Source organism: Halomonas halodenitrificans DSM 735, assembly GCF_000620045.1.
GTDB lineage: Bacteria > Pseudomonadota > Gammaproteobacteria > Pseudomonadales > Halomonadaceae > Halomonas > Halomonas halodenitrificans.
The window spans coordinates 322,752-349,205 of sequence record NZ_JHVH01000002.1 but is presented as its reverse complement, the minus strand read 5'-3'; the positions used below and the strand labels follow the sequence as shown (position 1 = coordinate 349,205).

The window sequence follows — 26,454 nt, the reverse complement described above, 5'->3', positions numbered from 1 at the left end:
AGGCAGGGATCCCGGCTATCGACAATCAACGCCCGAACCCGACGACGCCCAGTCCGGCGAGCCGCTCGGCCAGGCGTCGCACCTCCGGATGGGCGAAGAACGCGACCAGCCCCGCGGCGCGCCCCGGCCCGATGCCGGGCATGGCGACCCAGTCATCGTGGTCATGACTCACCAGGGTATGCCAGTCGCTCGGCAGGGCGGCCCGGATCCCCGGGGGCACACCCAGCGCCTGCAGCCAGCGCGCGAAGGGGGCGTCTCTTGCCCCCGCCAGGGTCATCCGCAGAGAGCCCGCCCGGATGTCGCCGATACCGCGCGCACGCTGCAGTGCCCGTCGATCCAGGCCGACCCAGTCGAGCATTCCCTCGATCAGCCCCGCCTCGATCAGTGCCTCCCAGGTGCCCGGGCCGACGCCTTCGAGATCCAGGGCCTCGGGGCCCGAGAGCCAGGCCAGTCGCTCGAGAAACTGCTTCTCGCAGCCCGGCGTCGGGCGCAAGCAACTCAGGGCGTGGTAACGCGCAGGGCTCGGCACCGCCAGGGGCCGACGCTGGGCGGCATGCCAGGCTACGCCCTCCAGGCGCGGAATGGTCAGCCCGGCCAGGGCAATCGTCACCTGGTCTCCGGGTCGAATATCCAGCGCTTGCCAGCGGGAGAGCGATCCCACGCTGACTCGGCGAATGGTGCGCCCCTCGAGTACCACCGGGTGCAGGTGGAGCAGCGGCGTGATGCGCCCGGTGCGGCCGATGCGAAATGCCACCCCGCGCACCCCGGCAAGCGCCTCCCGAGGCGGATGCTTCCAGGCCACCGCCCAGTCGGGCGGCTCGGCTTCCCAGACGCGACCGGGCGGGCGCGAGGCCTGGCGCAACACGACGCCGTCGGTGGCGAAGGACAGCGGCCCCTGGAACCAGTCGCGGCGCCACCGCGTGACCGCGGCAAGGTCGGCCACCGGATGCGTAAAGCGCGCCGTGTCCACGAACCCCAGCGCGGTAAGCCTCGTCAGCCGCTCCATCATCTCGGCCGGGCCATCGGGCCAGTCCCAGACGAAGAGGCCAATCCGCGCCGCCTCGGCGTCATCCAGGCCACCCCGGGCCATCAGTCCGCTTAGTTCGGCACGCGCCCCGGCAGCGCCCTGCTCGGCCTGCACGTGTGCCGTCAAACGCAGATAGAGCTCGCCCTGGAGCACGCCATCGAGCGGTTCCGGCAAGCGGTTCGGCACGGCCGGCAGGCGCCGCGCACGCTCGGTCCAGTCCTGCCCCGTCTCGCCATCGCCGCGACTGACGGCGGCCGCCAGCCGGCCATCGCGATAGGCCAGGGTCACCGCCACTCCGTCTACCTTGGGCTGAATCCAGGCGTCGGGGCGGCGCTCCAGCCAGCGCGCCACGGCATCGGCGTCGGCGAGCTTGGCAAGGCCGGTCTGGACCACGGGGTGAACGCTTTCGCCCGGAGGATAGCTCGGCGGCGTCAGCGCGGACACCCGGTCGGGAAAGCAGCGCCGCCACGCCTCGAGTCGGCCCCGGGCCTGGTCGTAGATGGCATCGCTTACCGGCGACTCACCGCGCCGATAATAGGCGTCGTCCCACTCGGCCAGGCGTGCCAGCAGGGTCGCGAGCACGCCCGATGACGGCGGCGCCGGGCAGGGGGCGGAGGCGGCCGGCGCGGCCAGTAGCAGAGGCGCCGACAGGACCAGAAGCAGCACCAGCAGACAGGCCGGATAACGCCAACGCGAAGGACGCAGCAGGGGCATGGGACACCCCGGTGTGAAGGGGCCTGCCTTCATACTAGCAACGGGCCCCGCGCGGCGCTGCCGGCGGGGCCCGTTTTCTCGTGTAGACGCAGGCCTACGGCGTCATCCCTGCCTGGAGGCTAGAGACCGGCGGCCTGACGCAGGGCATGGGCACGATCGGTCTTCTCCCAGGGGAAGGCCGTGAAGGTCTCGGTGTGCGCCTCGCCCTGGGTGTCGATCCAGGTATAGGACGTCTCGAAGGGATCGCGGCCGAAGTGGCCGTAGGCTGCGGTCAACCGATACATGGGATGCAGCAGGTCGAGCATGCGGGTGATGGCATTGGGGCGCAGGTCAAAGTGCTCGCGCACCAGCTCGATGATCCGCGCATCGTCCACCCTGCCGGTGCCGAAGGTATTGACGGAGACCGAGGTGGGCTCGGCCACGCCGATGGCGTAGGAGACCTGAATCTCGCACTTGTCGGCGAGTCCCGCGGCGACGATATTCTTGGCCACGTAGCGCCCGGCGTAGGCGGCGCTACGGTCGACCTTGGAGGGGTCCTTGCCGGAGAAGGCCCCACCCCCATGACGCGCCGTGCCCCCATAGGTATCGACGATGATCTTGCGGCCGGTCAGCCCGCAGTCACCCACCGGGCCACCGATCACGAACTTGCCGGTCGGATTGATATGGTACTTGGTCTGCTCGGAGAGCCATTCGGCGGGCACCACCTGCTCGATGATCTCGCGCTTGACCATCTCGCGCAGCTCCTGCTGGTCGATGCCCGGATCATGCTGGGTGGAGAGCACGATGGCGTCCACCGCGCAGGGTTTGCCCTCGGCATCATAGCGGAAGGTGAGCTGGCTCTTGGCATCCGGACGCAGCCAGGGCAGCAGGCCCTGCTGGCGCAGCTCCGCCTGTCGCTCCACCAGGCGGTGGGCATAGTGGATCGGCGCCGGCATGAAGGAGTCCGTCTCGTTGGTGGCATAGCCGAACATCAGCCCCTGGTCGCCGGCGCCCTGGTCCTCGGGCTTGCGACGATCGACGCCCTGGGCGATATCCACGCTCTGCTTGCCGATCAGGTTGAGCACGCCGCAGGTCTGGCCGTCGAAGCCCACATCCGAGGAGGTGTAACCGATGCCGATGATCACTTCGCGCACGATCGCCTCGAGGTCGACCCAGGCGGAGGTGCTGATCTCGCCGGCAACGATCGCCACGCCGGTCTTGACCAGGGTTTCACAGGCCACACGTGCCTGCTTGTCGCGGGCAATGATGGCATCGAGCACCGCATCGGAGATCTGATCGGCGATCTTGTCCGGGTGCCCCTCGGAAACGGATTCGGAGGTAAACAGGGAGTATTCGCTCATGGCGTCCTCGACCGTGAAATCACAACGGGCCGCGACGGGCCGCATATTCGGGGCAAGAGTCTACACGCTGGCGGGTGACGAGGCATCCACGATTTGAAGCACGCCGTCAAGTCGGCGACAATACGCCACCGACTTCGACCGCGCCGCGCATCCCTGTGCGGTGTCCGACCCAGACAGCCCGTCCCCGCCACCCCACGGCGTGGGTCGCAGGCGAGGAGCTCCCCCATGCCGTCACGTTTCGAACTGGCCAACGCCATTCGCGCCCTCTCCATGGATGCCGTACAGAAGGCCAACTCCGGTCACCCCGGCGCCCCCATGGGCATGGCCGACATCGCCGAGGTACTGTGGAACGACTACCTCAGGCACAACCCGGCCGACCCGACATGGCCCGACCGCGACCGCTTCGTGCTCTCCAACGGTCACGGCTCCATGCTGCTTTACTCCCTGCTCCACCTCACCGGCTACGAGCTCGGCCTCGAGGAGCTGCAGAACTTCCGTCAGCTCCACGCCAAGACCGCCGGCCACCCCGAGTACGGCTATGCGCCGGGCGTCGAGACCACCACGGGCCCGCTGGGTCAGGGCCTGGCCAACGCCGTGGGCATGGCCCTGGCCGAGAAGACCCTGGCGGCCCAGTTCAACCGCCCCGGTCACGACATCGTCGACCATTACACCTATGCCTTCGTCGGCGACGGCTGTCTAATGGAGGGCGTCTCCCACGAGGTCTCCTCCCTGGCCGGCACCCAGCGGCTCGGCAAGCTGATCGCCTTCTACGACGACAACGGCATCTCCATCGACGGCGAGGTCGAGACCTGGTTTACCGAGGACACCGCCAAGCGCTTCGAGGCCTACGGCTGGCACGTGGTGCCCAACGTCGACGGCCACAAGCCCGAGGAGATTCAGGCGGCCATCGAGATGGCGCGCAGCCAGGATGACAAGCCCAGCCTGATCATCTGCAAGACCATCATCGGCTTCGGCGCCCCCGACAAGCAGGGTACCGCCGCGACCCATGGCGCCCCCCTGGGTGCGGACGAAGTCGCCGCCGCCCGCCAGGAGCTCGGCTGGCCCCACGCTCCCTTCCACGTGCCCGAAGACATTTATCGCGGCTGGGATGCCAACGAGGCCGGCCAGACCCGGTACGACAAGTGGCAGGCCCGCTTCGAGCGCTACGCCGAGGCCCATCCGGAACTGGCCCGCGAATTTTCACGCCGCATGGCGTGCAAGCTGCCTACCGAGCTGACCAGCGAGGCCATGGTGCAGCGCGCCCAGGAGCAGGGTGAGTCCATCGCCTCGCGCAAGGCCTCGCTGAACTGCCTCAACGAGCTGGGCCCGCAACTGCCCGAGCTCCTCGGCGGCAGCGCCGACCTGGCACCCTCCAACCTGACCCTCTGGGAAGGAGCGAAGGCGATCACCCCGCAGACGCCGGACGGCAACTACCTCCACTACGGGGTGCGCGAATTCGGCATGGGCGCCATCATGAACGGTATCGTCCTGCACGGCGGCTTTATCCCCTACGGCGCCACCTTCCTGATCTTCATGGAATACATGCGCAACGCCGTGCGCATGGCGGCCCTGATGGGCAAGCGCGCCATCTATGTCTTCACCCATGACTCCATCGGCCTGGGCGAGGATGGCCCCACCCACCAGCCGGTGGAGCAGCTCACCAACCTGCGCACCACCCCCAACCTGGCCACCTGGCGTCCCTGCGATACCACCGAGACGGCCGCCGCCTGGAGCGCCGCGCTCAAGCGCAACTCCGGCCCCTCGGCGCTGGTGTTCTCGCGTCAGGGTCTCCCCCACCAGTCGCGCTCCAAGCAGCAGCTGGCCGACATCCAGCGCGGTGGCTATGTGCTGAAGGAGAGCCAGGGCGAGGCGAGCACGCCCGACCTGATCCTGATCGCCACCGGTTCCGAGGTCGGCCTGGCCATGGAGGCCGCTGCCGAGCTGGAGAAGGCCGGCCATGGCGTTCGCGTGGTCTCCATGCCGTCTACCGACCACTTCGACGACCAGGAAGCCGAATACCGCGAAAGCGTGCTGCCCAGGGCCGTGACCCGGCGCCTCGCCATCGAGGCAGGCCACACCGACTTCTGGTACAAGTATGTGGGTCTCGAGGGCCGGGTGGTCGGCATGCGCAGCTTCGGCGAATCCGCCCCGGCGGGCGATCTGTTCAAGCATTTCGGCTTCACCGTGGAGAACCTGGTCAAGCAGGCCAGCGAGCTGCTCGAGGGCTGAGGCCCCGAACGACCACCGTTCGGCGAACGGTGTAGTGTAAAGGGGGGCGCGACCACGGTCGCGCCCCCCTTTGACGTTATTCTTGCCCCTTCTCGAAAAAGGAACGATATGTCGGCACTGCGTGGCTTTCTCTGGTTGATCGGTTTTCTGCTGGCCGGTGAGGTCCTGGTCACCCTGACCGGGTTGCCGGTTTCTGCCGGCGTGATCGGCATGCTGCTGCTTACCGCCTGGCTCGTCCTCCACGGTGGCGGCTTCGACGATATCGCCGCCTCGGCCCGGCCGCTGATCGCCATGCTGGGGCTGTTGATAATGCCCGGCGTAGTCGGCATCTTCTTTATTCTCGACGAGCTTGCCGGCCAGCTCACCGCCATCCTCGTCGCCCTGCTCTTGGGCACGCTGCTCAGCGTCTTTACCACTCTCTGGCTGATGCGTCGCCTGGTGGGCGGCCACGACACGAATGCCCGGGGTATCGGCCATGAGTGAGATGATCGAGCAGCTGATGGCCACCCCCCTCGCCGCCGTGGCCCTCACCCTCGCCGCCTACTTCGCCGGCGACCGGCTGTTTCGCGCCATTCATGCCCCCGCCTGGTGCCCTCCCCTCCTCGTGGCCGCCCTGCTGCTGGCCGCGACACTGTGGCTGCTCGGCATCGACTTCGCCGACTACCGCTCGGGAGCCGGCTGGCTGATGCTGCTGCTCGGCCCGGCCACGGTGGCCCTGGGCCTTCCGCTCCATCAGCAGATGAGCCACATTCGCGAGCTATGGCGCCCGCTGCTGGTCTGTTTACCCATCACCGCCGGCATGGCCGCCCTCTACGCCGTTGGCATCGCCTGGCTGCTGGGCGCTTCGCCAGAGACCCTCGCCTCGCTGGCGCCCAAGTCGGTCACCGCCCCCATTGCCATCGGCATCACCGAACGCCTCGGCGGTTCCGTGGCCCTGCTGATGGGAGGCCTGCTGGTCACCGGCGTGGCGGCGATCGGCTGCGTGAGCCTCATGGCACGCTGGCTCGATATCCATGATGAACGGCTAATCGGCCTGGCGCTGGGCATCAACGGCCATGCCCTGGGCACGGTGCGTGCCTTCGAGATCGGCCCGACCGCCGGCGCCTTCGCCTCGTTGGGCATGAGTCTCACCGGCATTCTCACCGCCCTGCTGCTGCCGCTGGCCTGGCACCTGCCGGGACTCATCGGCTGAAATACGCTAGACTCGGTGGTCTTTACCACCTGCAGGAGAGACGCTGGACGCCATGGCCTATCGCATCGCCATCAACGGTTACGGTCGCATCGGCCAGTGCGTGCTGCGCGCCCTCGTCGAGCGCGCCGAGCCCCGGCTCGAGGTGGTGGCCATCAACGAGCTGTCGGGCCTCGACACCATCGCTTACCTGACTCGCTATGACACGACCCATGGTGGTTTTCCGGCCCGGGTCGAGGTGAATGGCGACCAGCTGATGATCGACGACCGGGCCATCCGCGTGCTTTCCGAGCCCGACCCGAGCCGCCTGCCCTGGCGGGAACTCGGCATCGACCTGGTGCTGGAGTGTTCCGGCAGCTTCAAGGACCGCCCCACCGCCCAGCGCCATCTGGATGCCGGTGCCGACCGCCTGCTCTTCTCACAACCGGCGGAGGCCGACGTCGATGCCACCATCGTCAGCGGCATCAACGACCACGCGCTGGCCCCGACCCAGCGTATCGTCTCGGCCGCCTCCTGCACCACCAACTGCCTGGTGCCGGTGCTCACCGTGCTCGACGAGGCACTCGGCATCGAGCATGGCGTCACCACCACCATCCACTCGGCGATGAACGACCAGCCGGTGATCGACGCCTACCACCAGACCGACCTGCGCCTGACCCGCTCGGCGATGCACTCCATCGTGCCGGTGGACACCGGCCTGGCCCGCGGCATCAACCGCCTGATGCCGCACCTGGCCGACCGCTTCGAGTGCCTGCACGTGCGGGTGCCGACGATCAACGTCTCGGCCATGGACCTGGCCATCACGGTGCGCCAGGACACCAGCGCCAGCGAGGTCAACGCCCTGCTCGCCGAGGCCAGTCGCGGACGCCTGGCCGGCCTGCTGGGCTACACCGAGGAACCCATGGCCTCGGTCGACTTCAACCACGACCCACGCTCCGGTATCGTGGATGCCACCCAGACTCGGGTGGCCGGCGGCCGCCTGATCAAGCTGCTGTGCTGGTTCGACAACGAGTGGGGCTTCGCCAATCGCATGCTCGACGTCACCCGGCGCCTGGCCGCCATGCCCCTCGATTCACCCTGACCCCCTTCGGTTTCCCCAAGACGAGGAACACCCCCCGATGAACGTGCGCAAGATGACCGATCTCGACCTCAGCGGAAAACGTGTGCTGATCCGCGAGGACCTCAACGTGCCCATCAAGCACGGCAAGGTAACCAGCGATGCTCGCCTGCGTGCCGCCCTGCCCTCCATCCAGGCCGCCCTGGATGGCGGCGCCCGAGTGCTGCTGATGAGCCACCTGGGGCGTCCTGCCGAGGGCGAGCCCGCCGAGGAATTCTCCCTGGCTCCGGTGGCCGACCACCTGGGGGAGCTGCTGGGTCGCCCGGTGCGGCTGGTCAGCGAGTACCTGAACGGTGGGGTCGAGGTGGCCGACGGCGAGGTGGTACTGCTCGAGAACGTGCGCTTCAACCCGGGGGAAAAGAAGGATAACGAGGCCCTCGCCCAGCAGTACGCCACGCTCTGCGATGTCTATGTGATGGATGCCTTCGGCACCGCCCACCGCGCCCAGGCCTCCACTCACGGCGTGGCGCGCCTGGCTCCCGTTGCCTGTGCCGGCCCGCTGCTGGCCACCGAACTCGATGCCCTGGAGAAGGCCCTCGCCACACCGGCTCGCCCCATGGCGGCCATCGTCGGCGGCTCAAAGGTCTCCACCAAGCTGGAGGTGCTGACGGCGCTCTCCGAGAAGTGTGACCAGCTGATTGTCGGCGGGGGCATCGCCAACACCTTCATCGCGGCCGCCGGCCATAACGTCGGCAAGTCACTGCACGAGGCCGACCTCATTGGCCAGGCCAAGGCGCTGATGGAGAAGGTACAGATCCCGCTGCCCACCGATGTGGTAGTGGCCACCGAGTTCTCCGACGCCGCCGAGGCCATCGTCAAGCCAGTGGACCAGGTCGCCGACAACGAGATGATCCTCGACATCGGCCCGGAGAGCGCCGCATGCCTGGCCGACACGCTCAAGGATGCCGGCACCATCCTCTGGAACGGCCCGGTCGGCGTATTCGAGATCGACCAGTTCGGCAAGGGCACTGAGGTGATCTCCAAGGCCATCGCCGACAGCCCGGCCTTTTCCATTGCCGGCGGCGGCGATACCCTGGCGGCCATCGACAAGTACGATATCGCCGACCGGGTCTCCTATATCTCCACCGGCGGTGGCGCCTTCCTCGAATACGTCGAAGGCAAGCCCCTGCCGGCGGTCGTCGCCCTGGAAGCCGCCGCTGCCCAGGCCTGATAGACTAGCCGGATTTCGATCGCGACGCTCCACGCGGCGGCTGCCCCAGGCGCCGCCACCACCCCGAACAACAGGTGAGAATATGGCACTGATCAGCATGCGCCAGCTACTGGACCACGCCGCCGAACATGGCTACGGCGTGCCGGCCTTCAACGTCAACAACCTCGAGCAGATGCGCGCCATCATGGAGGCCGCCGACCGCACCGACTCTCCGGTGATCGTCCAGGCCTCTGCCGGTGCCCGCAAGTACGCCGGCGCCCCCTTCCTGCGTCACCTGATCCTGGCCGCGGTGGAAGAGTTTCCGCATATCCCGGTCGTCATGCACCAGGATCACGGCACCAGCCCCGGCGTGTGCCAGCGCTCCATCCAGCTGGGCTTCTCCTCGGTGATGATGGACGGCTCCCTGGGCGAGGATGGCAAGACCCCGGCCAGCTACGAGTACAACGTCGACGTCACCCGTCGCACCGTGGAAATGGCCCATGCCTGCGGCGTTTCCGTGGAGGGCGAGCTGGGGTGTCTGGGCAGCCTGGAAACCGGCATGGCCGGTGAGGAAGACGGCATCGGCGCCGAGGGCAAGCTGGATATGGAACAGCTGCTTACCGACCCGGAAGAGGCCGCCGACTTCGTCAAGGCCACCGGCGTGGACGCCCTGGCCATCGCCATCGGCACCAGCCACGGCGCCTACAAGTTCACCCGGCCACCCACCGGCGACACCCTCTCCATCCAGCGCATCAAGGAGATCCACGCCCGCATCCCCGATACCCATCTGGTGATGCACGGCTCCTCCTCGGTTCCCCAGGATTGGCTCGAGATCATCAACGCCCACGGCGGCGAGATCCCCGAGACCTACGGCGTCCCCGTCGAGGAGATCATCGAGGGCATCAAGCACGGGGTGCGCAAGGTCAATATCGACACCGACCTGCGCCTGGCCTCCACCGGCGCGGTGCGTCGCTTCCTGGCCGAGAACCCCAGCGAGTTCGACCCCCGCAAGTTCCTCAAGCAGACCGTCTCCGCCATGCGCGACCTCTGCATCGAGCGCTACGAGGCCTTCGGCACCGCCGGCAATGCCTCCAGGATCAAGCCGATCAACCTGGAAGCGATGTTCGAGCGCTACGCCAGCGGCGAGCTCGACCCCAAGGTGCGCTAAGCACTCCTCGCATGATCAACGGGCGGCCCTGGGGCCGCCCGTTTTATTTCGGCTTGCCGCCAGGCGCATTGCCTCGAACGAGATGCCGGGGCGACGGTCATCGAGCCCAGCTCTGAAGACAGCGACTATCAAGGTAGCCTGGGCGAACGGGAATTCCCTGCGGAGTGAGGAGAGTCTCATGCAAAAGCGTATCCTGGCCTACGGTCGCCTGAGCGAGGCCCAACTGGCCCAGCTGGACCGCGACTTCGAGGTACAAACCTTCCCGGGCCTCGAGTCGGCCGACGACCCGGCCTTCCTGGCCGCCCTGCCCAAGGCCCACGGCCTGGTCGGCAGCGGGCTGCCGATCACCCTCGAGCTGCTCGATAGCGCGCCGAACCTCGAGGCGATCGCCACCATCTCGGTGGGCTACGACGGCATGCCGGTGGACGAGCTGACGCGGCGCGGTATCCTGCTCTGCAACACGCCCGATGTGCTCACCGAAACCACCGCCGACACCGGCTTCGCGCTGATCCTGGCGGCATCCCGCCGCGTCGTCGAGCTGGCCGACTTCGTCAGGCGCGGCGACTGGCAAGCCAGCATCGGCGAGGCACAATTCGGTAGCGACGTACACGGCAAGACCCTGGGCATGATCGGCTTTGGCCGCATCGGCGCCGCCGTCGCGCGCCGTGGCGCCCTGGGCTTCGGCATGCGCGTGCTCTACTCCAACGCCTCCCCGAAGCCGGCCCTGGAACAGGAACTGGGTGCCGAACGCCGCACACACGACTCCCTGCTCGCCGAGGCAGACATCATCTGTGTGACCGTTCCCCTGACCGCCGAGACCGAGCACTTGATCGGCGCGCACGAGTTCGGCCTGATGAAGCCTTCGGCGATCTTCGTCAATATCGCCCGCGGCCGAGTGGTACGGGAAGCAGACCTGATCGCGGCACTGGAGAAGGGCCAGGTGCGTGCCGCCGGGCTCGACGTCTTCGAGCAGGAGCCGCTCTCCCCTGAGTCTCCCCTGCCCCATATGCCCAGCGTGGTTGCCCTGCCGCATGCCGGCTCCGCTACCTACGAGACCCGGGATGCCATGGCGCAGCGTGCCGTGGACAACATCAGCCGGGCGCTACAGGGGCAACGTCCCATCAGCCTGGTCAACGAGGCGGCCTGGAGGCCCTGAGCTGCCTAGAAGCAGGTCGCCACGGACTCCGTGACCGTCAACGCCTCATCCACCAGCAGCAGGTGACGCCACTTGTCGAAGGTCAGACAGGGATGGGAGGTGCCGAAGGCGATCGCGTCACCGACCGCCAGCTCGGCCTCCTCGGGTATCTCCAGGAAGAGATGCTGGTCCATGATATGCGTGGTGCGCCAGCTACCGGGAGCGACCGCCGCCCCGCCCACCGTTGCGAGCGTGTCGCGGGGATAGTGCCGCAACGGCAGCGGCATATCCGGCTCGTGACCGATATCGCGCTTGCCCAGGGCAACGATGGCTAACCCGGGCTCGGGCAACGACTGCACATGGGCGAACACTTCCAACGCCGGTTGAAGCTCGCCCTGGAGGTGCGGGTCTCGCGCCTTTACCTCGGCCATGGCGTCGGCATAGAGCCTGTGGTCATGCACCACATAGCACCCGGGGCGCAACACCGGCGTGTAGCGCTCATGCAGCTCTGCCTCGTCGAAGGCCTGGGCAATCAGGTCAAACCACCGGGAGCCCGCCGCGGTGACGATGGGCGCCGCGCTGGCCAGCACGCCGCTGCCGTGCAGCAGCTTGACGGTTTCGACCAGCCGATCTCCATAGGCACGCACCGCCGCGACCTCGTCGCCGCCGGCGATCATCCCCTCATAACCCTCTATGCCGACCAGCCGCAGGGCCGGTTGATCGGCGATCGCCGCCGCCAGCGCCTCGACCTGAGCGATGTTGCGGCAACCACAGCGCCCACCGGGGACACCGAGCTCGATCAACACGTTGAGGCGCAACCCCCGATCGGCGAAGAAATGCCCCAGCTGGTCCACGTTGTCCTTGCCATCCACCACGCAGTAGAACTCCGCCCCGGCCTGGATCAGCTTTGCCACCATGGCCATGTTGGCCTCGCCCACCAGCTGGTTGGCCATCAGCAGCCGCGTCACTCCATGCGCAAAGGCGGCGCGACACTGGGGGGCCGTTGCCAGGGTAATGCCCCAGGCACCGGCATCGAGCTGGCGCCGAAACAGCGCCGGACTCATGGTGGTCTTGCCGTGGGGCGCCAGCCGGGCCCCGTGGGCCTCGGCGAAGCGCTGCATCCAGGCCAGGTTATGGGCCAGGGGCGCCTCATGAATCACCGCCGCCGGGAGGCTGACGCCTGTAAGCAGCGTCGAGCCGGTCTCGACGAGCCCCTTGTCGCAGTACGGCTCCACCTCTCTCATGACTGACTCTCACTTCGTATCGGGGTGGCGATAGCCACACGATCCATGACCAATAGCGTCAGCGGTCCCACCGATGGTTCGGGGGCCGCCGTCTTGTATTATCCTCGAGCCCTGCGAGCCATGCTACCGCTTCAGCCGGGGCAGCACTCCCCTCCTCTTGCCGACACGAGGCGCCCTGTGCATGACCTCGCGACCGGCGCGCCTGCCCACCACCCGGGCCACTCCCACCAGCACGCCGGTCGATGCCCCCCACAGAAGTGCCTGACGCCACTCTACATCGGGCTCGTCGGGATCTTCCGGTGGGGTCTCGCCCACCTCGTGCCGATAGGCCTTGTCTGCCGCCTTGCGGGCCATCATGCTCGCCGCCACTGCCGCGGCGGACCCCACTAGCGACCACAGGGTATCCTGCTTCATGCTGTACCTCGCCTGCTGGGTGTGAATCGGAAGAATCATCGATCTGATACAGACCGCTCCGGCCCTCGCTTCATGCTAGTCGACCCTGGTCGGGAAAACGCGTTTCATGCCATCATGATTTTGAAAAACAGTGTTCACAAAATAGGGAAACTGGGCTTTAATATGGGGCAGGCAAGCGCGATATCTGTAACAATGAGTTTATAACGCCCTGATTTTTCGTGAGGCCCGGTGATGGCACATCCCCTCTGCCTGCTTTTCGACTGCGACGGCACCCTGGTTGACAGCGAGCCTCTGCTCGCCGACGAGATGGCCACGGCGCTGAATGCCGTGGGCCTGCCGTTTCAGGCCACCGACTATATCGGCGAGTTTCGCGGGGCGCGCTTTCGACGCATCGTCGCCGAGCTGGAAAGCCGCCATGGCAGCGTCGATCCCGACGTGCTCGAACCGCTCGAGATCAACATGCGAGCCAATCTCGACCGGCGCCTGGCGACAGAGCTCACCCCCATCGATGGCGCCACCGAGGCGCTTGCGGCCCTGTCCGATTTTCCCATGGGCGTGGTCTCCAACGGACCCGAGCGAAAGATCCGCACCTCCCTGGTCGCTACCGGCATGGATGCCCTGTTCGGCGATCGTCTATACAGCGCCTATACCGCCAACTGCTGGAAGCCGGACCCTTGTCTCTATCTCCACGCGGCACACGAGATGGGCTATCCCGCGGCGCACTGCCTCGCCATCGAGGATTCGGTGGTCGGCGTACAGGCGGCCCTCGACGCCGGCATGGGGGTGGTCCACCTCAACCGCTTCCCCGAGGCGGAAATCACCCCCCAGGGCGCCATCATGATCACCGACATGCTCCAGCTTCCCTCGGTAGTGACCCGCCTCGCGCGCGAGCAGGCCACGCGCGCCGCCGCACGCTAAGGACCATGCAGGCTGCCGCCACAGCCGCTATCATCCGGGCCTGAGAAGTCATCCACCCGGGAGTCACCCCATGTCATCACTCCAGGACCAGCTGCGCGGCCTCGTCTACTCCACCGAGCACGGCGAGACCTGTCCCGACTGCCGACAGCCTGCGGCCCAGTGCCAATGTGCCGAGCAGGCAGAGCAGGCGCGCCTCGCCGAGCTCGACGGCATCGTACGCATCCGTCGCGAGACCAGCGGTCGCAAGGGCAAGGGCGTCACCACCATCGGCGGCGTAGCGCTGCCCGAGACCGAGCTCAAGACCCTGGCCAAGGCGCTCAAGAAGCGCTGCGGCACCGGCGGTGCCGTCAAGGAGGGAGTGATCGAGATCCAGGGCGACCACCGCGAGACTCTCAAGGCAGAGCTCGAGGCCCGCGGTTACACGGTCAAGCTGGCCGGCGGCTGAAACCATCCGGGGCAAGGCGGGGCTCCAGCCGCCGTATCAGCGCCCCCAGCGAGGCCTCTACCGAAGCCTCTACCTTCAGGGTATAGAGGTCATCGGCACGGGTGTGCCCTCGATTCAGGCAGGCGATGGGCTTGCCTTGCCGGGCCGCGGCTCGTGCAAACCGAAAGCCCGAATAGACCATCAACGAGGAGCCCACGACCAGCAGGGCGTCGCACGCCTCGATCAGGGCGAAGGCGCGTTCGACCACGCCCCGCGGCACGCTATCGCCGAAGAAGACCACATCGGGCTTCCAGATGCCGTCACCGCAGCGCGAGCACTCGGGCACCCTGAAGGCGGAGAAGTCCGCCTCCAGGTCGGCATCGCCGTCCGGGGCCGCGGCGGCGCCGGTGGTCGCCCAGTGGGGGTTGAGGCCCTCGAGTTCGGTGTGCAGGGCATGGCGCATGCGGCTGGCACCACACCCCATGCAGCGCACCCGGTCGGCGCGGCCATGCAGGTCGATCACCCGCCGCGAGCCCGCGCGTTGATGCAGGCCATCCACATTCTGGGTGATCAGCCCCGACACATGACCCAGCCTCTCGAGTTGCGCCAGGGACCGATGGGCCGCGTTGGGCCTGGCATCATCCAGGGTACGAAAGCCTACCAGGGCCCGGGCCCAGTAGCGCTGCCGGGCGGCATGGCTGCCCATGAACTGGCGATGCTGCATGGGCGGTGAGCGTTTCCACGCACCGGCGGCGTCACGATAGTCGGGGATGCCACTGGCGGTACTGATGCCGGCCCCTCCGAGCACCGCCAGACGCGGGTGACGCTCGACAAATTCGACAAGCGCCTCCAGGTCTGCCTCGATTGTGTTCGCTTCCACTCGTGCCGTCGTCATTTGCTGCCTCGCTGCCTGCGCCAAACAGAGCATGGCCCCGGGCAGGGCAGGTTGTCTAGAATGGACCATCTCTCGATGCTCCCGCCCTAGCAAGGAATCCCGATGGCCTGGCTGGAATACCTGCTCCCCCTGATCTTCCTGTTTCCCCTGGCCGCCATGGCGGGAATCGTCGTGGCGCTACGCAACCTCCACGATGCACGCGTCCACTCACCCTTCGATGCCCAGCCACTGCGTGAACCCGGCCAGCACCTGCGCAACCGTCTCGACGACGCCTTCGCCGGGCTCTACCTGAGCGGCGCCCTGGGGCCCATCATCACGCTTGCCCCGCTGGTCTACGGCATGGGTCGCATGCTCTTTGCCACGCAACCGATCTGGGTGGAGTGGGCCCTCTACGGCGCGCTCAGCACCCTGCTGGTGCTGACGTTCAGTTTTCGCCTGATGCGTGACTTTCAGCGCATCCGCCGCCTCAAGCTGGGGCTGGCCTGTGAACTGGCGGTAGGCCAGGAACTCGAGCGGCTGGTGCGCCCCCAGGCCCACCCGTTCTATGTCTTCCACGATGTGCCGGCCGCCGGCAACCGCATCGACCACGTGGTGGTCACGCCCTGTGGTGTCTTCGTGGTGGAGACCCGTGCCCGCCCCCGCCCGGTCACGCCTTCCGGGGAAAGACAGCACCGGCTCGTGGTCGAGCGCTCGCGGCTGCGCTTCCCGGGCTGGAGCGAGCGCAAGCCGCTGAACAGGACCCGCGAACTGGCACACTGGATGGCCGAATGGCTGAGCGCGCGTACCGGCCACACGGTGCCGGTAATGGGCGTGTTGACCCTGCCCGGCTGGCAGGTGGACGCCTCTCGGGGGCCGGATGATCTGCTGGTGGTCAGCGGCGAGCACCTGGCCGACCGCCTGGCCGACCTGTGTCCCGGTGAATTCAATGCCGCTACCCACGACGCGGTCATCGCCACCCTGCTCGAGCATGCCGGTGCCAGCCAGGCACCGGGGGAGTAGCCGGGAGGGGTTGGCCCGGGCTCAGTCGCCGCGCAGCCGTCCCCCCATCTCCTGGGCCAGATCCACGGCATAGTGGTCGGTCATGCCGCCGATAAAGTCGAGCATGCGCCGATAGCTGTCGTAGAGGCTCCAGGAGGGCCTCGGGGTGTTCTCGCCGATCAGCGCCAGCACACGCTCGTGCTTGAAGGTCGAGTGCCCGGTGTAGTGCAGTTCATGGGCCGCGCCGATAAAGGCCTCGAGCAGAATCCCCAGGGTGGTATAGGCGCCGATCTCGAGCTTTGCCTTGCGCTCGTTCTGGAAGATGCGCTTGCGGGCCAGCTGCTTGGCCGCCTTCACGCCCCAGTCCAGGTCCGGGTGACATAACTCCAGCAGATCCGACTGCAGGCGCCCAGCCAGGAGCTCTGCCTCATGCTCCACGAATACCGCCCCCACGTCGTTGACCGCACGCTCCATGGCCGCCCCGCGCAGCGCCGCGATCCGCCGACGCTGGGAGACCCCTTGTCGCTGCATGGCGGTATAGTCGCCGGGGGCTCCCCCGGCTATCTGGATCAGGATCTCGGCGACCTCGTCGTAGCGCAGGATGCCCATTTCCAGGCCGTCTTCCAGGTCGAGCAGGGCATAGCAGATGTCATCGGCGGCCTCGACGAGCCAGGCCAGGGGATGACGACACCAGCGCCCCTCTCCCCTGGGCAACAGGCCGAGCCGCTCGACCACTTCCACCAGCAGTTCACGCTCGCTCTGGTAACAGCCGAACTTGCCCGCCTTCCCGGCATGTTCCACCGTCCAGGGATACTTGAGCAGGGTGCCCAGTGTCGCCGTGGTCAGACGCATGCCGCCACGGAACTGGTTGTACTCGATCTGGGTGATCACCCGAAAGCCCTGGGCATTGCCTTCATAGGTCAGCAGGTCCTGGCGCTCGAGGGGCGACAGGCCATCGAGCAGCCCCTTGCCGTCGGTCGCGGCGCGCTTGAACCAGTCGCGTATGGCGTACTCGCCGGCGTGCCCGAAGGGCGGGTTGCCGATATCGTGGCCCAGGCAGGCGGCCTGGACGATCACCCCCAGGTCCGCCGGGGTGATCCAGGCCGGCAGCCGACCGCTCAGCCGCTCGCCGACGATCATGCCCAGCGAGCGCCCCACGCAGCCGACCTCCAGGGAATGGGTCAGGCGCGTATGGATATGGTCATTGTCGGTCAGCGGGTGCACCTGGGTCTTGCGCCCCAGGCGGCGGAAGGAGCCGGCGAAGACGATGCGATCGTGGTCCTTGTGGAAGGGACTGCGACCGATCTCGCGGCGGCCATTACCGGGGCGTTCGCCACGCCGGTCGTGCAAGCGGCTCGGATCCAGCAGCCGCTCCCAGTTCATCTGCGTCATGGGCAATCTCTCCTTGAGGGCCCATTCTGGCACCGGCGGGTGCGACCTGGCCATCGCGATGCATTCCCGAACGCCTCGCAGCATTTCGCCCGCTAATAAATTTCCATAGAATCGTCTGCACAAACCGCGCCATCCAGCAAAAACACCAGGCAAGCATGGAGCCGAACCACAGGCTCGCCTGGTGGTATGCCGCTCGACGCACCCCCGACGCTACCCTCACCCTACAAGGCAGACGCTTCATGTCCTCGACTCCCGATGCTCCCGCCGCGCCGTCCCGAGGAGACCGCGGCTTCTTCGGCCACCCCCGACCCCTCGGGTCGCTGTTCTTCACCGAGATGTGGGAGCGCTTCTCCTACTACGGCATCCGCCCGCTGCTGGTGCTGTTCATGGCCGCCGGCCTCGCCGAAGGCGGCCTGGGCTTCAGCCGCGAGGATGCCGCGGCCATCGTCGGCATCTATGCCGGGGCCATCTACCTCTCCGCCCTGCCCGGCGGCTGGCTGGCCGACAACTGGCTCGGCCAGCGCCGCGCCGTCTGGTACGGCTCGATCCTGATCGCCCTGGGCCACCTGGCCATCGCCCTCTCGGCGCTGTGGGGCGCCACCGCCTTCTTCATTGGCCTGCTGCTGATCGTGCTCGGCTCGGGGCTCTTCAAGACCTGCATCACCGTGATGGTGGGCAGTCTCTACGATGAGAACGACGCGCGTCGCGATGGCGGCTTCGCGATCTTCTACATGGGCATCAACCTCGGCGCCCTGCTGGCCCCGCTGATGAGCGGCCTGCTGATCGAGAACGGTGGCTGGCACTGGGGCTTCGGCATCGGCGGCCTGGGCATGCTCGCCGCGCTGCTGATCTTCCGGCTATGGGCGATTCCCGCCATGCGCCGCGCCGACGCCGAACGCGGCCGCGACGCCAGCTGGGACGCCCCGGCCGTCAAGCGCCGCGGCGTGGGGCTGGTGGTCTCGGGGCTAACGATCCTCGCGGCCGCCCTGGTCGGCCTCACCGCCATCGGCGTGATCCACTTGCAGCCGGTGGCGATCGCCGAGGCGATGACCAGCGTGATCATCGTCTGCGCCCTGGGCTTCTTCGTCTATCTGATGGCCTTCGCCGGCCTCGACGCCCGCGAGCGCTCCCGGGTGGTGGTGGCCTTTTTGCTGATCGTCGCCTCGGCCTTCTTCTGGGCCTCCTTCGAGCAGCAACCCACCTCCTACAATCTCTTCGCCAACGACTACACCGACCGCGCGCTGTTCGGTGGCTGGGAGATCCCCACGGTCTGGTTCCAGTCACTCAACGCCATCTTCATCATCCTGCTCGGCCCGCTGTTCGGCTGGCTGTGGCCGGCCCTGGGCCGCCGCGGCCTGGAGCCGGGCAGCGCCACCAAGTTCGTGATGGGGCTGTTGTTCGCCGCCGCCGGCTTCGGCCTGATGATGCTCGCCGCGCGTCAGGTACTGGTCGGCGACGGCCTGGTCTCGCCGCTGTGGATCGCCTCCAGCCTGCTGCTGCTGACCCTGGGCGAGATGTGCCTGAGCCCGGTGGGCCTCTCCACCATGAGCACCCTGGCGCCCCAGCGCATCCGCGGCCAGCTGATGGGACTGTGGTTCACCTCCCTGGCGCTGGGCAACCTGGTGGCGGGCCTGATCGGCGGCAACGTCAGCGCCGACAAGCTCACCGAACTGCCGGCGCTGTTCGGCCGCTCGGCCGTGGCACTGGTACTCTGTGCCCTGATCCTGGCGCTGCTGACGCCGTTGATCGGCCGCATGCTCAAGGGTGGTCACCACACCGCCGCCGCCCCATCTTCCTCGACTCCTGGAGCCTGACATGAACCACACCCCCTCGACGCCCGCGGAACGACTCGCCGCCCTGCGCGCCGCCATGCGTGAACACGCCATCGATGCCTGGTGGCTGCCCTCTTCCGACCCTCACAACTCCGAGTACCTGCCCGAGCACTGGGCCGGCCGCGCCTGGCTCTCCGGCTTCGATGGCTCCGTGGGCACCCTGGTGGTGACCCAGGAGGCCGCCGGCATGTGGGTCGACAGCCGCTACTTCGTGCAGGCCGAGGCTCAGCTGGAAGGCACCGGCATCGAGATGATGAAGCTCGTCCAGGGCCAGGCGGCCGCGCCCATGACCTGGCTGGCCGAACAGCTGCCCGCCGGCGCCACCCTCGGCTACGACGCCCAGGTGGTCGCGCTGGCCCACGCCCGTCAGATGAAGGAGATCCTCGGCCCGGCCGGCATCGCCCAACGCGGCGATCTGGACCTGCTCGACGCCATCTGGCCGACCCGCCCGACGCTGCCCGCCCGGCCGCTCCAGGCTCAGCCGGCCGCCTTCCGAGACGAGACGCGCCCCGAGCGCCTGGCCCGGGTACGCGCGGCCATGGCCGAGCACGGCGCCGACTGGCACCCGATCTCGACCCTGGATGACATCGCCTGGCTGACCCAGCTGCGCGGCGATGATGTCGCCTATAACCCGGTGTTCCTCGCCCACCTGCTGGTCGGCCGCGACACGGCCACCCTGTTCGTCGCCCCCGACACCGTCGAGGCCGACCTCGAGGCGGCGCTGGCCGCCGACGGCATCGCCACCGCTCCCTATGGCGCCTGGCGCGCTCACCTCGCCACCCTGCCCGCCGAGGCGTGCGTCCTGCTCGACCCGGCCAAACTGACCCTGGGCACCCGCCAGGCGCTGCCCGCCGAGATGACGGTGGTCGAGGCCTTCCAGCCCAGCACCCTGGACAAGGGCATCAAGACCGACATCGAACTGGCCCACGTGCGCCGCACCATGGAGGCCGACGGCGCCGCCCTGTGCCGCTTCTTCGCCTGGCTGGAGCAGGCGCTGACCCGCGGCGAGCGGGTCACCGAGCTGGACGTGGAGACGCGGCTGCGCGAGGAGCGTGCCCGGGACCCGCACTTCGTCAGCGAGAGCTTCAACACCATCGCCGCCTTCAACGCCAACGGCGCCCTGCCCCATTACCGGGCCACGCCCGAGGCCCACGCGGTGATCGAGGGCGACGGCCTGCTGCTGCTCGACTCCGGCGGCCAGTACCACGGCGGCACCACCGACATCACCCGCATGGTGCCGGTCGGCGAGGTCTCGGCGGCCCAGCGCGAGGACTGCAGCCTGGTGCTCAAGGGCACCATCGCCCTGTCCCGGGCACGTTTCCCCAAGGGCATCGCCGCCCCCAGGCTGGACGCCATCGCCCGGGCACCGCTGTGGGCCACCGGCCGCGACTACGGCCACGGTACCGGCCACGGCGTCGGCTACTTCCTCAACGTTCACGAGGGGCCCCAGGTGATCAGCGCCGGCGCGCCGGTGGCGCCCCACACCGCCATGCGCTCGGGGATGATCACCTCCATCGAACCCGGGGTATATCGCCCGGGTGAGTGGGGCGTGCGCATCGAGAACCTGGTCGCCAACCGGCCCGCCGAGGCGAGCGACTTCGGCGATTTCCTGGATTTCGAGACGCTGACCCTGTGTCCGATCGACACCCGCTGCCTCGACGTCGCGCTGCTCGACGCCGCCGAGGCCGACTGGCTCGACGCCTACCACGCCGAGGTCCACGAGCGGCTCGCGCCCCACCTCGAGGGCGACGCCCTGGCCTGGCTGGAGGCACGCACCCGCCCCCTCCCGCGGGGCTAGGCGAGCGTCGCCCTCGGAAGGCAACGCCCGACACGACAAGGGGCGCCGGCATTGGCCGGCGCCCCTTGTCGTTGATGCCTCGGTGGCAGGCATAGCCGCCTGTCGGTTCCGTCTTGGCGGCCTCGCGTTTGCCACTGGCGCTGGTCTATCCCCCTCGCTTCATCAGCCAGTGGAACAGTAGCCCACCCAGCAGCAGGACGATGGCAAACAGGTAGATGCCTACCGAGATGCCGCTGTTCCAGATGATGTTCCAGTCGCCTCCCGAGATCGACATGGCGCGGCGCAGGTTGTATTCCATCTGCCCACCCAACAGCAGTCCCAGCACCACCGGCACCGTGGGAATCTCCAGCTTGCGTAGCACATACCCCAGCACACCGAAGGCCAGCATCAGGTAGAGGTCGAAGGCGCTGTTACTCAGCGAATAGACCCCGACAAAGGCGACCATGATCACCATGGGCATCAGGAACCAGCCTGGCGCGCGCAACACCCTGGCGAAGAGTCCTACCAAAGGGATATTCAACGCCAGCAGCATTAAGTTGCCGATAAATAGTGCCGCTACCAGCCCCCACACTAGCTCGGGCTGATTCTCGAACAGCAGAGGCCCCGGCGTGATGTTCATCGACAGCAGCAATGCCAGCAGAATGGCCGTCGTACCGCTGCCGGGAATGCCCAGTGACAGCATGGGAATCAGTGCCCCGCCGGCCGCGGCGTTATTGCCGGCCTCGGGAGCCGCCACCCCGTGAGGGTCACCCGTGCCGAAGTGACCGCGCGCGCCCTGCCAGCGACGCTCCAGGGTATAGGAGAGGAAGCTACCCAGCGCCGCCCCCGCCCCCGGCAGCACGCCCGCGATGAATCCCAGCAGGGAGCTGCGGCCGATGCTCCCGCGGCACTGCCAGGCGGTACGCACGCCCGGCATGGCCGACCCCAGGGTCATGGTGGGCTTGCGCCCCTGATGGCTGTCCTCCAGAAACACCAGGCATTCGGAGATGGCGAACAGCCCCACCAGCGCCACGATAAAGTCGATGCCGTCGTAGAGTTCATACCAGCCGAAGGTAAAGCGCGGCACGCTGCTGACCGCGTCGATGCCGACGGTGCCCAGTAACAGACCCAGGCAGGCGGCCAGAAAGCTCTTGGCCAAGTGCCCTCCCGTCACCCCACCGATGGTGGCGAAGGCCAACACAAACAACGCAAAGTACTCGGCCGGGCCGAAGCGAATGGCGAAGTTCACCAGCACCGGGGCGAACAACACCAACCCGATCGTTGCCACCAGGGCACCCACGAAGGAGGCGACACCCGTCAGCCCCAGCGCCTCGCCACCGCGCCCCTGCTGCGCCATGGGAAAACCGTCCAGGGTGGTCATCATGGCCGGTTCATCGCCGGGAATATTGAGCAGAATGGAGCTGATGCGCCCGCCGTACATGCAGCCATAATAGAGGCTGACCAATAGAATCAGCGCCGCCGTGGCCGTGAGATTGAAGTTGAAGGTGAGCGGGATCATCAACGCCACCCCATTGACCGGCCCCAGGCCGGGCAAGGCTCCGATCAGCGTGCCCAGGGCGCAGCCTGCCAGTGCCAGAAACAGGTGCTGGGGCTCGAGCGCCACGGCGAGGCCCTGGGCGAGAAAACCAAGAAGTTCCATGACGTGACTATCCGTTCAGGCCCGGCATGTCAGGCAGCGGCATGCCGAGGGCGAATTCAAAGAGAAGGTACAACCCCAGGGTCAACAACAGGCCGAACGGCAGCGCCTGTCGCCAACTGGCCCCGAACAGCCGAATCATCAGGGTCACGGTAAGCAGGGCGGTGGGCAGAAAACCCAGTGGCTGGATCAGCCCCGCATAGACCATCAGCAGCACCAACAGGCAGAGCTGACGGACCAGCGCCGCCCGCTCGGGCCAGCGCTGGTTCACCCCCGGGCGGGCAATCAAGTAAATCGATAACAACCCCAGAGGCACGCTGACCAGGCGCGGAAAGGCGCCTGGCCCCACGGTCTGCCCGAAGCCGCTGGTGTAGTCATACGACAGCCACCAGGCGGCAACGGCTACCAGCAACAACAGCACACCGGCGATGCGATCACCGACCGCGCGTGCCTGCTCGCTCACTCAATCACTCCGATCTCGCGGGAAATGGTCTCCACCTGATCGATGGAATCCAGCACAAACTCATTGAACTCATCGCCGCCGCGCCACAGCGGTACCAGACCATTCTGCTCGGCCACCGTCTTCCACTCATCACTGTCATAAAGGGCCTTCAGGTCGTCGACCATGGCCGAGTAGTCGTCATCGGAGACGTCGCCGCCAGTATAAAAACCACGCCAGTTGTAGCCGGTGACGTCATAGCCCTGGGAGGCGGCGGTGGGCAGATCATCGAAGGGGGCGGGCAGCGACTCCTCGGAAAGCACCCCCAGCACGCGCACGTCCCCAGACTCGATGAAACCGGCGATCTCGCCCAGGTCGGTGGAAACCACATCGACATGGCCCCCCATCATCTGGGTCACGGCGGGGCCACCGCCATCGAACTGCACCCAGCGCAGGCTGCCGATTTGGTCATCCGGCATGCCCGCCTCCTTGGCCAGCATCAGGGCCCGAATATGATCCCAGCCACCGGCTCCGCTGGAACCGGCAACGGCCAGGGCACCGGGATCATCGACAATGGTGTCCATCAGCTGCTCGAGGCTCTCGAACTCGCTATCGTCATCCACCAGGATGACGCCTACATCGGTACCCAGCATGGCCAGCCAGCGCATGGTGTCGGCGCCGCCGGGATACTTGCCCTGGGCGATCTGGGTCACCCCCACCGTACTGGTGGCAACCATCAGGTCGCTGTCATCGGCACGACTGCTCTCGACGTTGGCGAAGGCCACGGCGCCTACCCCGCCGGGCATGTTGGTGATCTGGACCGGATTTTCCACGAGATCCAGCTCCAGCAGGAGCTTGCCGACCGAGCGACAGGTGAAGTCCCAGCCACCACCGGGGTCTGCCGGGGCAAGACACTCGCCGATCGGCAAGGCCTGGGCCGGCGCGCTAACGGCGATCCCGGCGCCCATCAGGGTGGCAGCAACGAGGCCGAAGCCTCCTCTTGTAGCGGTACGCATTGGCGTGATCCTCTTGCTTGTTGTTATGGCAGGCATAGCCGCCTGTCGGGGCTCGTCCACCTCCAGGGCGGATGGAGTACAGCCCTGTGGATACTTATGCCTCTTTGAAGGTAGCGGGTTATCGGTCTCTTGTTATGCCGGCTCCTGGCGCAATCAGATCACGCGGCGCTTTCGCAGCGCCGCCAGTTCATCATCCTCGATACCCAGCTCGGTCAACAATTCATCGGTATGCTCGCCGAGCCGCGGCACCGGGTAATAGAGGCTCGCAGGGGCTTCGCGCAGCTTTACCGGGAAGCCGGTGACGGGCACTCGGCCGGAGGCCTGCTGCAGCTCGAGCCGCATCTCCTGAGCCTGCACCTGAGGGTCGGCAAAGGTCTCGCGCAGGTCCTGCACGCGTCCACAGGGGACTCCCGCATGGTTGAAGTGCTCGATCCATTCATCGACGCCGCGGGTCTCAATGGCGGCATTGAGAATCTCGCGTAACGGCTCACGATGGGTCATCCGCCGCCGGTTATCGGCGAAGCGCTCGTCATCGAGCAGGTACAGCATGTCCAGGGCGCCCAGGAAACGCTCGACCATGGTGTCGTTGCTCGGCGCAATCGCCACCTCGCCATCCCGGGCGGTAAACAGCCCGTAGGGATAGAGCATGGGATGATCGTTGCCGGTGCGCGCCGGCACCCGGTCGGTGGCAAAGTATTCCGCCGCCAGGTAGCCCATCATGGCGATCAGGCCATTGGTCAGGGCCGTTTCGACGATATCGCCATGTCCCGTCGTGGCCCGACGCACCAGGGCGGCACAGACACCGAAGGCCAGGTTCTGGCTGGCCACCATGTCGCTGATCGGCGGCGCCGCACGCATCGGCTCGCCATCGGCGGAACCGTTGACGCCCATGAAGCCGCTCATGGCCTGGGCGATGAAGTCATAGGCCGGCCGGTCGCGATAGGGCCCGCTGGACCCGAAGCCATTGATGCGGCCTATCACGAGCCGGGGATAGCGCTGGCGCAGGGTATCGTCATCGAGCCCCATCTTGCCCAGCACCCCGGGACGAAAGTTTTCCACCAGCACGTCGGCATCCTCGAGCAGGCGGTACAGGATCTGCTGGCCTTCATCGCTGCGCAGGTCGAGGGTGATCGAGCGCTTGTTGCGATTGAACTGGGCAAAGTACCAGCTCTCGCCACCGACCATATTGCCCTGCTGGCGCACCACATCGCCCTTGCCCGGTGGTTCGATCTTGATCACATCGGCACCGTGATCGCCGAGGATCTGGGTGCAGAACGGTCCCGAGATCACCCGGGTCAGGTCGATGACGCGAATGCCCGCAAGCGAGCCGCTTGAACTGGAAGCGTTAGGAATCATGTTCGTCATCGTCCTCGTGCGGTGGATACGGCGCTGCCATCGCTCAGCGCCAGGCGTGGGCCTGCCTGTGAGACCTGGGCCGGCAGACGGCGGCCCATCAGCTCGCCGGCGCGGCCAGCCGCGACGATCAGGCCCTCGAGGTCGAGGCCGGTGTCGAGGCCCATTTCCTCGAGAAGATAGGCCAGGTCTTCGGTAGCGATATTACCCGAGGCCCCGGGCGCAAAGGGACAGCCGCCCAGCCCGCCGATGGAGCTCTCGTAACGGTCCACCCCGAGTGCCAGCCCCTGCATGACGTTGGCCAGGCCGATGCCCCGCGTATTGTGGAAGTGCAGCGTCAGCGGAAGATTCGGTGCGACCTCTCGCAACCTTGTGACACGGTCGGTGACCAGCGGTGGCGTGGCCATGCCGGTAGTATCGCCGAGTGACAGGTGCGTCGCCCCCAGATCGACGAATCGCCGGGCGATGTCGGTCACCGACTCGACCGGCACATTGCCCGCAAAGGGACAGCCGAAGGCGGTGGCGACGGCTCCCCTCAGGGCCACATCGCTCCCCTCGAGCAGGCGCGCCACCCGCTCGAACCCTTCCAGCGACACCGCCACGCTGCGATTGACGTTCTTGGCGTTGTGGCGCTCCGAGGCGGAGACGAACAGCACCACCGAGTCGACGCCCGCCTCCAGTGCCCGCTCGGCGCCGTGCAGGTTGGGCACCAGGGCCGACAGATGAAGGCCCGCCACATCACGCAGCGCCGCCACCACCTCGGCGGCATCGGCCAGCGCCGGCACCGCTTTCGGGCTGACGAAGGAGCTGATTTCGAACTCGCGCACGCCGGCGTCCACCAGCGGTCGAACCAGCGACAGCTTCTGTTCGGTGTTCAGCACCACCGACTCGTTCTGGAGGCCGTCGCGCAACCCCACCTCGGTAATGTGGACCTGCTGAGGCGGTGTGCTAAGAGCGGACATGGGTAGCCTACTGAATCAATGCAATCTTATGGACGCTAAGCCAGGGAGTCACTTCCTCACAATGCCCCTTTCGTCCCATGCCGA

General features: G+C 67.2%; 23 protein-coding genes. 12 read left to right on the top strand and 11 right to left on the bottom strand.

The features are described 5' to 3' along the window. Positions 1 to 25 precede the first annotated feature (25 nt). A complete protein-coding gene (gene ligB / locus Q358_RS0103505) occupies positions 26 to 1,741 on the bottom strand; it encodes an NAD-dependent DNA ligase LigB (RefSeq protein ID WP_051530155.1) in 1,716 nt (571 codons plus the stop codon). Between the two features lie 119 nt (positions 1,742 to 1,860). Then, positions 1,861 to 3,081 carry a methionine adenosyltransferase gene (gene metK, locus Q358_RS0103500; RefSeq protein ID WP_027960778.1) on the bottom strand — a complete coding sequence of 407 codons (1,221 nt, stop codon included), beginning with the start codon at positions 3,079 to 3,081 and terminating at the stop codon, positions 1,861 to 1,863. Between the two features lie 225 nt (positions 3,082 to 3,306). Here metK and tkt point away from each other — a divergent pair, with 225 nt between their 5' ends. The 7 genes from tkt to Q358_RS0103460 all read left to right on the top strand — a co-directional run bounded on the left by tkt (position 3,307) and on the right by Q358_RS0103460 (position 11,090). Continuing rightward, positions 3,307 to 5,310, top strand: a complete 2,004-nt coding sequence (gene tkt, locus Q358_RS0103495; protein ID WP_027960777.1) for a transketolase — start codon at positions 3,307 to 3,309, stop codon at positions 5,308 to 5,310. Positions 5,311 to 5,418: 108 nt separating this feature from the next. Next, positions 5,419 to 5,793, top strand: coding sequence for a CidA/LrgA family protein (locus tag Q358_RS0103490; protein WP_027960776.1), 375 nt, complete (start codon positions 5,419 to 5,421; stop codon positions 5,791 to 5,793). Then, positions 5,786 to 6,502 carry an LrgB family protein gene (locus Q358_RS0103485; protein WP_084286427.1) on the top strand — a complete coding sequence of 239 codons (717 nt, stop codon included), beginning with the start codon at positions 5,786 to 5,788 and terminating at the stop codon, positions 6,500 to 6,502. Before Q358_RS0103490 ends, Q358_RS0103485 begins: the two co-directional genes overlap by 8 nt. Before the next feature lie 52 nt (positions 6,503 to 6,554). After that, positions 6,555 to 7,580, top strand: a complete 1,026-nt coding sequence (locus Q358_RS0103480; protein ID WP_027960774.1) for a type I glyceraldehyde-3-phosphate dehydrogenase — start codon at positions 6,555 to 6,557, stop codon at positions 7,578 to 7,580. A gap of 37 nt (positions 7,581 to 7,617) precedes the next feature. Continuing rightward, positions 7,618 to 8,787 (top strand): phosphoglycerate kinase, encoded by a 1,170-nt coding sequence (locus Q358_RS0103475; protein WP_027960773.1) that lies wholly within the window; start codon positions 7,618 to 7,620, stop codon positions 8,785 to 8,787. 82 nt (positions 8,788 to 8,869) lie between these two features. After that, a complete protein-coding gene (gene fba, locus Q358_RS0103470) occupies positions 8,870 to 9,934 on the top strand; it encodes a class II fructose-bisphosphate aldolase (protein ID WP_027960772.1) in 1,065 nt (354 codons plus the stop codon). Between the two features lie 178 nt (positions 9,935 to 10,112). Further along, the gene (locus tag Q358_RS0103460; protein WP_027960771.1) at positions 10,113 to 11,090 is read left to right on the top strand and encodes a 2-hydroxyacid dehydrogenase; all 978 of its coding nucleotides are present in this window, start codon (positions 10,113 to 10,115) and stop codon (positions 11,088 to 11,090) included. 5 nt (positions 11,091 to 11,095) lie between these two features. On the opposite strand, the gene Q358_RS0103455 is transcribed toward Q358_RS0103460, so the two are convergent. Further along, positions 11,096 to 12,313 carry an amino acid deaminase gene (locus Q358_RS0103455; RefSeq protein ID WP_027960770.1) on the bottom strand — a complete coding sequence of 406 codons (1,218 nt, stop codon included), beginning with the start codon at positions 12,311 to 12,313 and terminating at the stop codon, positions 11,096 to 11,098. Positions 12,314 to 12,436: 123 nt separating this feature from the next. Beyond that, the gene (locus Q358_RS17895) at positions 12,437 to 12,727 is read right to left on the bottom strand and encodes a DUF4235 domain-containing protein (protein ID WP_169735501.1); all 291 of its coding nucleotides are present in this window, start codon (positions 12,725 to 12,727) and stop codon (positions 12,437 to 12,439) included. 231 nt (positions 12,728 to 12,958) lie between these two features. Here Q358_RS17895 and Q358_RS0103445 point away from each other — a divergent pair, with 231 nt between their 5' ends. After that, entirely contained in the window at positions 12,959 to 13,645 is a 687-nt protein-coding gene (locus tag Q358_RS0103445; protein ID WP_027960769.1) for an HAD-IA family hydrolase, read from the top strand. A 70-nt stretch (positions 13,646 to 13,715) separates the two neighbouring features. Continuing rightward, the gene (locus tag Q358_RS0103440; RefSeq protein ID WP_027960768.1) at positions 13,716 to 14,090 is read left to right on the top strand and encodes a translation initiation factor Sui1; all 375 of its coding nucleotides are present in this window, start codon (positions 13,716 to 13,718) and stop codon (positions 14,088 to 14,090) included. Here the strand turns inward: Q358_RS0103440 and Q358_RS16450 are convergent. Then, the gene (locus tag Q358_RS16450) at positions 14,071 to 14,964 is read right to left on the bottom strand and encodes an NAD-dependent protein deacetylase (RefSeq protein ID WP_051530153.1); all 894 of its coding nucleotides are present in this window, start codon (positions 14,962 to 14,964) and stop codon (positions 14,071 to 14,073) included. The two genes, Q358_RS0103440 and Q358_RS16450, sit on opposite strands and share 20 nt — an antisense overlap. 102 nt (positions 14,965 to 15,066) lie before the next feature. On the opposite strand from Q358_RS16450, the gene Q358_RS0103430 reads away from it, so the two are divergent. Beyond that, positions 15,067 to 15,963 (top strand): nuclease-related domain-containing protein, encoded by an 897-nt coding sequence (locus Q358_RS0103430; RefSeq protein ID WP_027960767.1) that lies wholly within the window; start codon positions 15,067 to 15,069, stop codon positions 15,961 to 15,963. Between the two features lie 21 nt (positions 15,964 to 15,984). On the opposite strand, the gene Q358_RS0103425 is transcribed toward Q358_RS0103430, so the two are convergent. Further along, the gene (locus tag Q358_RS0103425; RefSeq protein WP_027960766.1) at positions 15,985 to 17,334 is read right to left on the bottom strand and encodes a deoxyguanosinetriphosphate triphosphohydrolase; all 1,350 of its coding nucleotides are present in this window, start codon (positions 17,332 to 17,334) and stop codon (positions 15,985 to 15,987) included. Between the two features lie 155 nt (positions 17,335 to 17,489). Between Q358_RS0103425 and Q358_RS16445 the strand changes: the two genes are divergently transcribed. Both Q358_RS16445 and Q358_RS0103415 read left to right on the top strand, forming a co-directional pair. Continuing rightward, on the top strand, positions 17,490 to 19,148 hold the full coding sequence (locus Q358_RS16445; RefSeq protein ID WP_245598264.1) for a peptide MFS transporter: 1,659 nt from the start codon (positions 17,490 to 17,492) through the stop codon (positions 19,146 to 19,148). 1 nt (position 19,149) lies between these two features. Next, a complete protein-coding gene (locus Q358_RS0103415) occupies positions 19,150 to 20,964 on the top strand; it encodes an aminopeptidase P family protein (RefSeq protein ID WP_027960765.1) in 1,815 nt (604 codons plus the stop codon). Positions 20,965 to 21,109: 145 nt separating this feature from the next. Here Q358_RS0103415 and Q358_RS0103410 read toward each other — a convergent pair whose 3' ends face one another. The 5 genes from Q358_RS0103410 to Q358_RS0103390 form a co-directional block, all read right to left on the bottom strand. Then, entirely contained in the window at positions 21,110 to 22,603 is a 1,494-nt protein-coding gene (locus tag Q358_RS0103410) for a tripartite tricarboxylate transporter permease (protein ID WP_027960764.1), read from the bottom strand. A gap of 7 nt (positions 22,604 to 22,610) precedes the next feature. Further along, on the bottom strand, positions 22,611 to 23,063 hold the full coding sequence (locus Q358_RS0103405; RefSeq protein WP_027960763.1) for a tripartite tricarboxylate transporter TctB family protein: 453 nt from the start codon (positions 23,061 to 23,063) through the stop codon (positions 22,611 to 22,613). Then, entirely contained in the window at positions 23,060 to 24,055 is a 996-nt protein-coding gene (locus Q358_RS0103400; RefSeq protein WP_027960762.1) for a Bug family tripartite tricarboxylate transporter substrate binding protein, read from the bottom strand. Before Q358_RS0103400 ends, Q358_RS0103405 begins: the two co-directional genes overlap by 4 nt. Before the next feature lie 153 nt (positions 24,056 to 24,208). Further along, a complete protein-coding gene (locus Q358_RS0103395; protein ID WP_043487598.1) occupies positions 24,209 to 25,411 on the bottom strand; it encodes a CaiB/BaiF CoA transferase family protein in 1,203 nt (400 codons plus the stop codon). A 5-nt stretch (positions 25,412 to 25,416) separates the two neighbouring features. Beyond that, positions 25,417 to 26,370 carry a hydroxymethylglutaryl-CoA lyase gene (locus tag Q358_RS0103390; protein WP_027960760.1) on the bottom strand — a complete coding sequence of 318 codons (954 nt, stop codon included), beginning with the start codon at positions 26,368 to 26,370 and terminating at the stop codon, positions 25,417 to 25,419. Positions 26,371 to 26,454: the final 84 nt, after the last annotated feature.

What these genes read in the sequence shown, in the direction of transcription:
- ligB (WP_051530155.1), bottom strand. Translation starts at nt 1,741, where the DNA reads ATGCCCCTGCTGCGTCCTTCGCGTTGGCGTTATCCGGCCTGTCTGCTG.
- metK (WP_027960778.1), bottom strand. Translation starts at nt 3,081, where the DNA reads ATGAGCGAATACTCCCTGTTTACCTCCGAATCCGTTTCCGAGGGGCAC.
- tkt (WP_027960777.1), top strand. Translation starts at nt 3,307, where the DNA reads ATGCCGTCACGTTTCGAACTGGCCAACGCCATTCGCGCCCTCTCCATG.
- Q358_RS0103490 (WP_027960776.1), top strand. Translation starts at nt 5,419, where the DNA reads ATGTCGGCACTGCGTGGCTTTCTCTGGTTGATCGGTTTTCTGCTGGCC.
- Q358_RS0103485 (WP_084286427.1), top strand. Translation starts at nt 5,786, where the DNA reads ATGAGTGAGATGATCGAGCAGCTGATGGCCACCCCCCTCGCCGCCGTG.
- Q358_RS0103480 (WP_027960774.1), top strand. Translation starts at nt 6,555, where the DNA reads ATGGCCTATCGCATCGCCATCAACGGTTACGGTCGCATCGGCCAGTGC.
- Q358_RS0103475 (WP_027960773.1), top strand. Translation starts at nt 7,618, where the DNA reads ATGAACGTGCGCAAGATGACCGATCTCGACCTCAGCGGAAAACGTGTG.
- fba (WP_027960772.1), top strand. Translation starts at nt 8,870, where the DNA reads ATGGCACTGATCAGCATGCGCCAGCTACTGGACCACGCCGCCGAACAT.
- Q358_RS0103460 (WP_027960771.1), top strand. Translation starts at nt 10,113, where the DNA reads ATGCAAAAGCGTATCCTGGCCTACGGTCGCCTGAGCGAGGCCCAACTG.
- Q358_RS0103455 (WP_027960770.1), bottom strand. Translation starts at nt 12,313, where the DNA reads ATGAGAGAGGTGGAGCCGTACTGCGACAAGGGGCTCGTCGAGACCGGC.
- Q358_RS17895 (WP_169735501.1), bottom strand. Translation starts at nt 12,727, where the DNA reads ATGAAGCAGGATACCCTGTGGTCGCTAGTGGGGTCCGCCGCGGCAGTG.
- Q358_RS0103445 (WP_027960769.1), top strand. Translation starts at nt 12,959, where the DNA reads ATGGCACATCCCCTCTGCCTGCTTTTCGACTGCGACGGCACCCTGGTT.
- Q358_RS0103440 (WP_027960768.1), top strand. Translation starts at nt 13,716, where the DNA reads ATGTCATCACTCCAGGACCAGCTGCGCGGCCTCGTCTACTCCACCGAG.
- Q358_RS16450 (WP_051530153.1), bottom strand. Translation starts at nt 14,964, where the DNA reads ATGACGACGGCACGAGTGGAAGCGAACACAATCGAGGCAGACCTGGAG.
- Q358_RS0103430 (WP_027960767.1), top strand. Translation starts at nt 15,067, where the DNA reads ATGGCCTGGCTGGAATACCTGCTCCCCCTGATCTTCCTGTTTCCCCTG.
- Q358_RS0103425 (WP_027960766.1), bottom strand. Translation starts at nt 17,334, where the DNA reads ATGACGCAGATGAACTGGGAGCGGCTGCTGGATCCGAGCCGCTTGCAC.
- Q358_RS16445 (WP_245598264.1), top strand. Translation starts at nt 17,490, where the DNA reads ATGGAGCCGAACCACAGGCTCGCCTGGTGGTATGCCGCTCGACGCACC.
- Q358_RS0103415 (WP_027960765.1), top strand. Translation starts at nt 19,150, where the DNA reads ATGAACCACACCCCCTCGACGCCCGCGGAACGACTCGCCGCCCTGCGC.
- Q358_RS0103410 (WP_027960764.1), bottom strand. Translation starts at nt 22,603, where the DNA reads ATGGAACTTCTTGGTTTTCTCGCCCAGGGCCTCGCCGTGGCGCTCGAG.
- Q358_RS0103400 (WP_027960762.1), bottom strand. Translation starts at nt 24,055, where the DNA reads ATGCGTACCGCTACAAGAGGAGGCTTCGGCCTCGTTGCTGCCACCCTG.
- Q358_RS0103395 (WP_043487598.1), bottom strand. Translation starts at nt 25,411, where the DNA reads ATGATTCCTAACGCTTCCAGTTCAAGCGGCTCGCTTGCGGGCATTCGC.
- Q358_RS0103390 (WP_027960760.1), bottom strand. Translation starts at nt 26,370, where the DNA reads ATGTCCGCTCTTAGCACACCGCCTCAGCAGGTCCACATTACCGAGGTG.